Source organism: Microcystis sp. 0824 (assembly GCF_003112475.1).
In the GTDB taxonomy this organism is placed as follows: domain Bacteria; phylum Cyanobacteriota; class Cyanobacteriia; order Cyanobacteriales; family Microcystaceae; genus Microcystis; species Microcystis aeruginosa_C.
In genome coordinates, this window is the sequence record NZ_BDSM01000017.1 from 1 (window position 1) to 7,777 (window position 7,777).

At 44.7% G+C, this 7,777-nt stretch carries 8 protein-coding genes and 2 pseudogenes; 7 read left to right on the top strand and 3 right to left on the bottom strand.

Going from position 1 to position 7,777, the window contains the following annotated elements:
- The first annotated feature begins 441 nt into the window (after positions 1 to 441).
- Positions 442 to 969 carry a type IV pilin protein gene (locus N0824_RS06320; protein ID WP_108936136.1) on the top strand — a complete coding sequence of 176 codons (528 nt, stop codon included), beginning with the start codon at positions 442 to 444 and terminating at the stop codon, positions 967 to 969.
- Between the two features lie 360 nt (positions 970 to 1,329).
- Positions 1,330 to 1,899, top strand: coding sequence for a type IV pilin-like G/H family protein (locus tag N0824_RS06325; protein ID WP_108936137.1), 570 nt, complete (start codon positions 1,330 to 1,332; stop codon positions 1,897 to 1,899).
- Positions 1,900 to 1,909: 10 nt separating this feature from the next.
- Here the strand turns inward: N0824_RS06325 and N0824_RS06330 are convergent.
- Positions 1,910 to 2,026: pseudogene (locus N0824_RS06330) on the bottom strand (IS630 family transposase); the annotation flags it as partial.
- 505 nt (positions 2,027 to 2,531) lie between these two features.
- On the opposite strand from N0824_RS06330, the gene N0824_RS06335 reads away from it, so the two are divergent.
- Positions 2,532 to 3,317: a hypothetical protein gene (locus N0824_RS06335; protein ID WP_108936138.1), complete on the top strand. Its 786-nt coding sequence runs from the start codon at positions 2,532 to 2,534 to the stop codon at positions 3,315 to 3,317.
- Here N0824_RS06335 and N0824_RS06340 read toward each other — a convergent pair.
- Positions 3,314 to 3,502 (bottom strand): annotated as a pseudogene (locus N0824_RS06340) (DUF29 family protein); the annotation flags it as partial. The gene N0824_RS06335 and the pseudogene N0824_RS06340 sit on opposite strands and share 4 nt — an antisense overlap.
- Before the next feature lie 421 nt (positions 3,503 to 3,923).
- On the opposite strand from N0824_RS06340, the gene N0824_RS06345 reads away from it, so the two are divergent.
- Together N0824_RS06345 and N0824_RS20670 are read left to right on the top strand one after the other, a co-directional pair.
- On the top strand, positions 3,924 to 4,859 hold the full coding sequence (locus N0824_RS06345; protein WP_108936139.1) for an NAD-dependent epimerase/dehydratase family protein: 936 nt from the start codon (positions 3,924 to 3,926) through the stop codon (positions 4,857 to 4,859).
- The gene (locus N0824_RS20670; protein ID WP_158269540.1) at positions 4,834 to 5,016 is read left to right on the top strand and encodes a hypothetical protein; all 183 of its coding nucleotides are present in this window, start codon (positions 4,834 to 4,836) and stop codon (positions 5,014 to 5,016) included. The genes N0824_RS06345 and N0824_RS20670 overlap by 26 nt, the downstream gene beginning before the upstream one ends.
- A gap of 4 nt (positions 5,017 to 5,020) precedes the next feature.
- On the opposite strand, the gene N0824_RS06350 is transcribed toward N0824_RS20670, so the two are convergent.
- Entirely contained in the window at positions 5,021 to 5,233 is a 213-nt protein-coding gene (locus N0824_RS06350) for a DUF2839 domain-containing protein (RefSeq protein WP_002759416.1), read from the bottom strand.
- Between the two features lie 153 nt (positions 5,234 to 5,386).
- Here N0824_RS06350 and N0824_RS06355 point away from each other — a divergent pair, with 153 nt between their 5' ends.
- Together N0824_RS06355 and N0824_RS06360 are read left to right on the top strand one after the other, a co-directional pair.
- Positions 5,387 to 6,622 carry an LL-diaminopimelate aminotransferase gene (locus N0824_RS06355; protein ID WP_108936140.1) on the top strand — a complete coding sequence of 412 codons (1,236 nt, stop codon included), beginning with the start codon at positions 5,387 to 5,389 and terminating at the stop codon, positions 6,620 to 6,622.
- Positions 6,623 to 6,714: 92 nt separating this feature from the next.
- On the top strand, positions 6,715 to 7,545 hold the full coding sequence (locus tag N0824_RS06360; RefSeq protein ID WP_108936141.1) for a metallophosphoesterase: 831 nt from the start codon (positions 6,715 to 6,717) through the stop codon (positions 7,543 to 7,545).
- The last annotated feature ends 232 nt before the right edge of the window (positions 7,546 to 7,777 follow it).

Sequence of the window (7,777 nt, forward strand, 5' to 3'; positions counted from 1 at the left end):
GATAGGCGGGGGGATATACCCTTAATAAGGGGGGTGCCGATAGGCGGGGGGATATACCCTTAATAAGGGGGGTGCCGATAGGCGGGGGGATATACCCTTAATAAGGGGGATGCCGATAGGCGGGGGGATATACCCTTAATAAGGGGGATGCCGATAGGCGGGGGGATATACCCTTGATAAGGGGGGTGTCTGACAACTTTTAACACCTACCTACTTAAGTATTTAAATTGCTTGTTGAGACTAGGCAAGAGGCAATAGTAAAGGCATTGGGGGAGATTCCGCTAATCTAAGAATAAGCGGTTTAAATGCGTCTTAGCCTACTTCACTTATCACCCCATCACCCCACTTACCCAAAAAAAATTTTTTGCAAGGGTGATAGGTTTTCTGAAACAGATGGGTAAGTTGATTACAGACAAAAAAACATCTATCAGGAATCCAGCCATGAACTCCGCTTTCAAATTCAAACTCATTCAAGCTCTCAACAAAAAGAACGGTAACAAGGGTTTCACTCTCATCGAACTCCTAGTGGTCGTTATCATCATCGGTGTACTGGCCGCCATCGCTCTCCCCAACCTCCTCGGTCAGGTGGCCAAAGGCAGACAAGCTGAAGCTCGCAACAACCTCGGTACCATTAACCGCGCTCAACAGGCTTACCGCTTAGAGACTGGTAGTTTTGGAACATTCTCCACCTCAGCTAGTGCTAACCAGTTGCCCGTATCTATAACAGGTACATACTACACCTACCCCAACTCTACCGGCGTTAGTGCCACTGGGGCTATAACTGATGCTAGCGCTATCAGCACCTACACCAACGATATTCGCGACTACTCTGGTGGAGTCGGTCAAACTACTGCTGGTGTTTTCAGTTCAGTTATTTGTGAAACAGCTAGCCCGACTGCAACTTTTGTCCAAGCGACTACAACTGGCGGTAGTACGGCTTGTCCAGCTGGAAGCACAGCAGTCCAATAGATATTCTTCCCAGATTGCCTAAAAGCTTTCTGGCGTAACAACCAAAAATTGATAGTTAGCGGAAGGTGACAGGGAAATATTCTCTTGGAAAATCTGCGCTCTTGGTTACTTTGGGGATAGGATTTTAGTCAGTGAACAGTAATCAGTAAACAGTGAAATAAAAACTCACCTCTGATAACAAAGACCGAATCTTAAACCTAATTTGTTAAGCTGAAAGCCATGACGTACTGACCTTCTTTTTAGGTAAGGGAATTGCCAGATTCTTTCTTGGAGTCCCTTGCCTATTGCCTTAAGAAGCTGATAGCTGAAACCTCCAACGCCCAACTAGAAAAATACAGGCAATGTTGCCGGGGCCTAACCATGAAATACCTTCTTTTTTTAGCAATTAAATCCCAAGGGAAAAAAGCTAGGGGTTTTACTTTAATAGAATTGCTAGTAGTGGTGATTGTATTAGGGGTTCTCACTGCCGTCGGTTTACCGAATCTATTAAGACAAGTCGCCAAAGGTAGGGAAGCAGAAGCAGTCGCGATACTGGGACAAATCAATCGCGCCCAACAGAGTTATCGCCTCGAAAATCCTACTTTTGCCAGCTTAGATCAATTACCCATTAGGGACATGATCACCGGTAGATATTATAATTTTAGGGATATCCCAGGAGGTGAGGCTGGTTCTCCTGTTTCTAGTGCTACTCCCAATGCTTTCGGTGCCAACTATGAAGCCCGTGCAGCAACCCTATTTGATAACGATATTAGAAATCATGCAGGAGCAGTCCGTCTTGATCCAGATGGGCGTTTCAGGGCCACAATCTGTGTGGCTACCACTACTTTAATGGATAACATTACGTTTATCCCCAGTGGCCGGATATGTATCAATGGCAATATGCTCGGTGAGCCTCCTACCCCGGCGCCGCCCCCAACTACAATGCCTTAAATTCATTGTCAAGTTTACTTCTTGGGTGATCAAGGGAGTTAAAATTACTCCATGCCAATAAGTTTTTCAAATATGGACAAACTCTCTCAATGGGATTTACTTCTCAACAATAGGGAGGTTGATCAAAGTGGTCAGTTTACCGCTTAATATTCATTAGAGTTCTTGCATAATTAATTTTTGAGAGTGCAAAAATGAGAAAAATAGACATAAAATTGCATAAAAGCCCTAAATAGAGCATTTAATTGATTAATGCTCATTCTTAATTCTCCTGACTCCTGAATACTGGCTCGGAGACTCCTCACCTAAGGTCAGATTTTTGATTTTTGCAAGAGGTCTATTGACGAACAGTCTCTATAGCGGTGTGCAGTCGTATGAGGCACAGTGTCACGAGCTATAAACCATGCTAGGCAAAGCTTGGTCTGTATCTCACCCAAGCGCTTACCGCTATAATTAAATTGAAGATAGATTTTGCCTCTGATCCCCCCTTAGTCCCCCCTTGATAAGGGGGGTGCCGATCCCCCCTTAGTCTCCCCTTAATAAGGGGGGTGTCTGACAACTTTTAACACCTACCTACTTAAAATAACCGAAAAACCTTTTATTTTTGTTAATATTATTGACTTTCGTTTAAAGCTGTGCTAGACGCTAAAAAATCTCTCAATCTATCCCTACTTAAAACTCTTGGTTTAGTTGCCGTTATCGGTGGACTCATCATGGCCATTGTGGAAATGCAACAGGAAAAGGTGAAAACCTTGACCAAAGAAAAGTTATTAGAAAGAAATTATAGTCAAGAATCTCGCCTAGAAAATGCTCAGGTTCAGTTATTAAAAAATATGCCAGCTTTTGGCTTTGACAATATGTTAGCCAATTGGTCAATGTTACAGTTTATTCAATACTATGGCGATGGGGATGCTCGCAAGGAGACTGGCTACGGTTTAAGTCCCGATTTTATGGAAATTGTCACTAAAAATGACCCGAAATTTGTCCGCGCCTATTTGATGATGTCCGTCCCTTCTTCTGTCAATGCCGGCAAACCCGAAAGAACAATTGAGATTATGAATAAGGGTTTATCAAAACTCACTCCTGATGTCACCGATGCCTATTTTATTTGGTTATATAAAGGAGTGGATGAACTATTATTTTTAGGCGATATTCCTGCGGCCAAAAAATCCTATCAAATGGCCGCCGATTGGGCGAAAATTGCCGGTAATGAATTTATCGAAAAATCCGCTAGGGGAACAGTAAAATTTTTAGAAACTAATCCCGATAGTCGCGCTCCCAGAGTTGGTGCCTGGATGTTAGTCTGGCTGAATAGCCAAAACGAAGAAACCCGCAAGTTAGCTCAGGAAAATATCGAAAAATTGGGCGGTAAATTGGTGATTAATAATAATCAAGTGATGGCAATTCCCCCGAAGGATTAGGGGTTAGTATATTTTTCATCCTGCCAAAACTTATGATTTAATAAACTATCAATATCCTTAGAAAAAGTACAAATATCGGGAAACCTAGCATCATATTTAATTCGCATATTCTCCACCGCTTCCTGATAACAATTGTCACAAATATCGGTTAAAAAACTGCATAAACTAGGGGAATCTTTAATTAGGGTCTGCTGAAAAAGTTTGTTGGTGGGGGCAGGGTGTGGGGTGTGGGGTGTGGGGTGTAGGGTTTTACCGATTTTGAGGTAGTCAGTTACCTAATTTTCAGGGAAAAAGTACCTGAATTTTACCCCCGATCCCTCCAATGGTCGGCACTTTTTGAGGTCAAAAAAGTCTAAAAGCCTTATCCAACAAGGTTTTTAGATTTATTCAGCAAGCCCTAATTACCTTCATTTTACAGAAACTTCGCCAATTCAGACTAAATCCGGTTATTAAAACCTGATTACTTATTCTCCCTATCCCAAGAGTGCCTCTCCTCAACCGATTTAGTATTATAGTTATGGGATGCCCCCAAAACCCAACAACTAACAAGCCACAAACTGCACCGATCGAGGGATAATATAACCTTGATATTGACAATGGCGACTTATGAAAATTTTAATTATGGGTGGAACCCGATTTATCGGTGTTTCTTTGACTAAAGTGTTAGTAGAACAGGGTCATGAGGTAGTATTATTCAATCGTGGCAATAAACCCGCTCCGGTTGCCGGAGTACGACAGATTCATGGCGATCGCACTGACCCCTTACAACTTAAAGAAAAGCTTAAAAATGAGAGTTTTGAGGCAATTTTCGATAATAATGGCAGAGAATTAAGTGATACTCAGCCCCTCGTCGAAATTTTTAGGGACAGAATCGGGCATTTTGTCTATGTTAGCTCGGCGGGGGTTTATCTAAAATCCGACCAAATGCCCCATAAAGAAGGGGATAAACTAGATCCCAAAAGTCGCCACAAGGGAAAACACGAGACAGAAAACTATTTAAGCGAGATGGGTTTACCCTGGACTTCCATCCGTCCGGTTTATATCTACGGACCGGGCAACTATAATGACCTAGAAGCTTGGTTTTTTGACCGTTTGGTTCGTAATCGTCCTATTCCTATACCCGGTCATGGGGAACATTTTACCCAATTTGGTCACGTTGTCGATCTAGCTAAGGCCATGGCCGCAGTATTGGGTAATTCTCAGGCTATCGGTCAAGTGTATAATATTTCAGGCGATCGCTATGTGACTTTTAACGGTTTAGCAAAAGCTTGCGCGGCAGCCATGGGGAAAAATGCCGAGGAAATCGAGATTGTTAACTATAACCCCAAAAAATTTGACTTCGGCAAAAAGAAACCTTTCCCCCTGCGGGTTCAACATTTTTACGCTGATATTAATAAAGCTACCCGGGAGTTAAACTGGCAGCCTGAATATGATCTCGTCAGTGGTTTAACAGACTCCTTCCAGAATGATTATCTCGCTTCCGGTCGCGATCAACAAGAAATAGACTTGGCGATCGATGACCAGATCTTGGCAAACCAATAAAATTAATTTTCTGGTGGGAGTGGGGAAGTGGGGAAGTGGGGAAGTGGGGAAGTGGGGAAGTGGGGAAGTGGGGAAGTGGGGAAGTGGGGAAGTGGGGGAATTTCAACTAAAACCCCAACACCCTAAAACCCTAACCCCCAAACTGATGCAGCTTTAACCAGTTATTGGACATTCCACCAACCGAAGGCCGGCCCGACAAAACGAATAACTACCCAAACCCCAGCTAAAACTCCTATACCAATCCAGGCACCCCTAGTGGTTAACTTGTAAGCTTGGGATGCTTGACTTTTGGTAATCGGTAGCCAAGGCAGGATGTTTTCTTCCTGTCCATACTTATCACCCAGGGCCGATTGACGACGTTTTGATTCACCCATACTAATGTCAGTTATTAAGAGGTTTTTCTCTGATTGTATATCGAAAGACAACAGGCCACACCCAATCCTACTGCGTGAAGGGGGGCGATCGAAACTGACGGCCGACGACTGACTGTTATAAAATTAAAGGTTGCGACTGAAACGAGAATAATTATGGCAACCATTAACAGTAATTACTTAAAACTAAAAGCGGGTTATCTTTTCCCGGAAATTGCCCGACGAGTCCAAGCTTTTGCGGCAGCCAATGCCGATGCTAACATTATCCGTCTGGGGATTGGGGATGTCACCGAACCTTTGCCCCTAGCTTGTCGCGAGGCCATGATTAAAGCAGTGGAGGAAATGGGCGATCGCTCTAGCTTTAAGGGTTACGGTCCCGAACAGGGTTATGCTTGGTTAAGGGAGAAAATCGCCGTCCATGATTTTCAGGCTCGCGGTTGTGATATAAGTGCCGATGAAATCTTTATTTCCGACGGTTCTAAGTGCGATACGGGCAATATTCTCGATATTTTTGGAGATAATAACTCGATCGCCGTTACCGACCCAGTATATCCCGTTTACGTCGATACTAACGTTATGGCCGGACACACGGGAGAGGTCAACGACCGCGGCGAATACGAGGGTCTGATTTATCTGCCAATTACCGCCGAAAATAACTTTACTGCCCAGATTCCGGCGGAAAAAGTTGATTTAATCTATCTCTGTTTTCCCAACAATCCCACCGGGGCCACAGCTACCAAAGAACACTTGACAGCCTGGGTTAATTATGCTAGGGCCAACGGATCGATTATCTTTTTTGATGCAGCCTACGAGGCCTTTATCACCGATGCCAGTTTACCCCATTCCATCTATGAAATCGAGGGGGCGCGGCAATGTGCGATCGAATTTCGCTCTTTTTCTAAAAATGCCGGTTTTACCGGGACCCGTTGCGCTTTAACCGTGGTTCCCCAAAGTCTCATGGCCAAAGCGGCCGACGGCAGTGATGTGCAACTCTGGAAACTGTGGAATCGTCGGCAATCGACCAAATTTAACGGCGTTTCCTATATTGTCCAACGGGGGGCCGAGGCGGTTTATTCTCCAGAAGGACAAGCACAAGTACAAGAACTTGTCAAGTTTTATTTACAAAATGCAACAATTATCCGAGAAAAATTAACCGCCGCCGGTTTAGAAGTCCATGGTGGCGTAAATGCGCCCTACGTTTGGGTAAAAACGCCCCAGGGTCTATCGAGTTGGGATTTCTTCGATAAACTGCTACATACCTGTAATGTGGTGGGAACCCCCGGATCTGGCTTTGGGGCCGCCGGAGAGGGTTATTTCCGGCTATCGGCTTTTAATAGTCGTGCCAACGTCGAGGCCGCTATGGAAAGAATTATCGATAAATTTCAAGGCTAATCTTTAAGAGAGGGATGTTTGCGGAAGCATCCCCCAACAACCCCATCGGGAATTGATAGACTGTTGACATACTCACCGACAACGGCTCACCGATGCGACCCTTTTGGTTAGAATCCTTACAGGTAGAAAGATTAACGATCGCAATTGCCAGCTTACCGGCAGCCCTGCAAGGGATCAAGTTGGTGCAGTGGTCAGACCTGCACTGCGATGCACAGCATTTGCCTGTAGCTGTCCTGCAAGAAGCGATCGCCATTACTAATCAGGAAAAACCCGATCTCATCTTCCTGACGGGGGACTTTATTACCTATAGTCCCAGTCCAATTTTTGCCCTGGTAGATAGCATAAAAGCTCTCAAAAGTCAAGGGGGTATTTATGCTTGTTTAGGAAATCATGACAGTTATCTTCCCAACGCAAGGGAAACGGTCAGATCGGCCCTAACTAGCGTGGGAATTCGGGTACTCTGGAATGAAATCGTCACACCCTACGGCGAAAATTTTCCCATTGTCGGATTGGCCGATTATTGGTCTGGGGAATTTTTACCGCAAATCCTCGAGCAAATTTCCCCGGATATACCCAGACTCGTCCTTTCCCACAATCCCGATACAGCCATGATTTTAAAGGATTGGCGCGTAGATTTGCAGCTATCCGGTCATACCCACGGAGGCCAAGTGACTATCCCCGGTATGGGTTCCCTACCGATAATTTTAGAGGAACTTAGGCGATCACTACCCGAACCCTATCGTCCATGGGTTCCCTTTCATCGGCAGTTTAGCAGAGTAGTCCGATACTGGCAATGGTCCGAGGGATTTCATCGAGTCGGGGAAAATCAATTATATGTTAATCGCGGCTTAGGAACCTATTTTCCCGGTCGTCTTTTTTGTCCCCCCGAAGTGACAGTAATCACTTTGGTTAACAGCAGTTAGGAGTCAGTAGCCGGTCGTCAGGAGATTATTTTTATTTATTCTCCCCACCCCCATCACCCCATCACCCCAGTTCATAATTCAACCGAGTCAGGAGTCAGTAGCCGGTCATCAGGAGTCAGGAGATTATTTTTATTTATTCTCCCCACCCCCATCACCCCATCACCCCAGTTCATAATTCAACCGAGTCAGGAGTCAGTAGCCGGTCATCAGGAGTCAGGAGATTATTTTTATT

What these genes read in the sequence shown, in the direction of transcription:
- N0824_RS06320 (WP_108936136.1), top strand. Translation starts at nt 442, where the DNA reads ATGAACTCCGCTTTCAAATTCAAACTCATTCAAGCTCTCAACAAAAAG.
- N0824_RS06325 (WP_108936137.1), top strand. Translation starts at nt 1,330, where the DNA reads ATGAAATACCTTCTTTTTTTAGCAATTAAATCCCAAGGGAAAAAAGCT.
- N0824_RS06345 (WP_108936139.1), top strand. Translation starts at nt 3,924, where the DNA reads ATGAAAATTTTAATTATGGGTGGAACCCGATTTATCGGTGTTTCTTTG.
- N0824_RS20670 (WP_158269540.1), top strand. Translation starts at nt 4,834, where the DNA reads ATGACCAGATCTTGGCAAACCAATAAAATTAATTTTCTGGTGGGAGTG.
- N0824_RS06350 (WP_002759416.1), bottom strand. Translation starts at nt 5,233, where the DNA reads ATGGGTGAATCAAAACGTCGTCAATCGGCCCTGGGTGATAAGTATGGA.
- N0824_RS06355 (WP_108936140.1), top strand. Translation starts at nt 5,387, where the DNA reads ATGGCAACCATTAACAGTAATTACTTAAAACTAAAAGCGGGTTATCTT.
- N0824_RS06360 (WP_108936141.1), top strand. Translation starts at nt 6,715, where the DNA reads ATGCGACCCTTTTGGTTAGAATCCTTACAGGTAGAAAGATTAACGATC.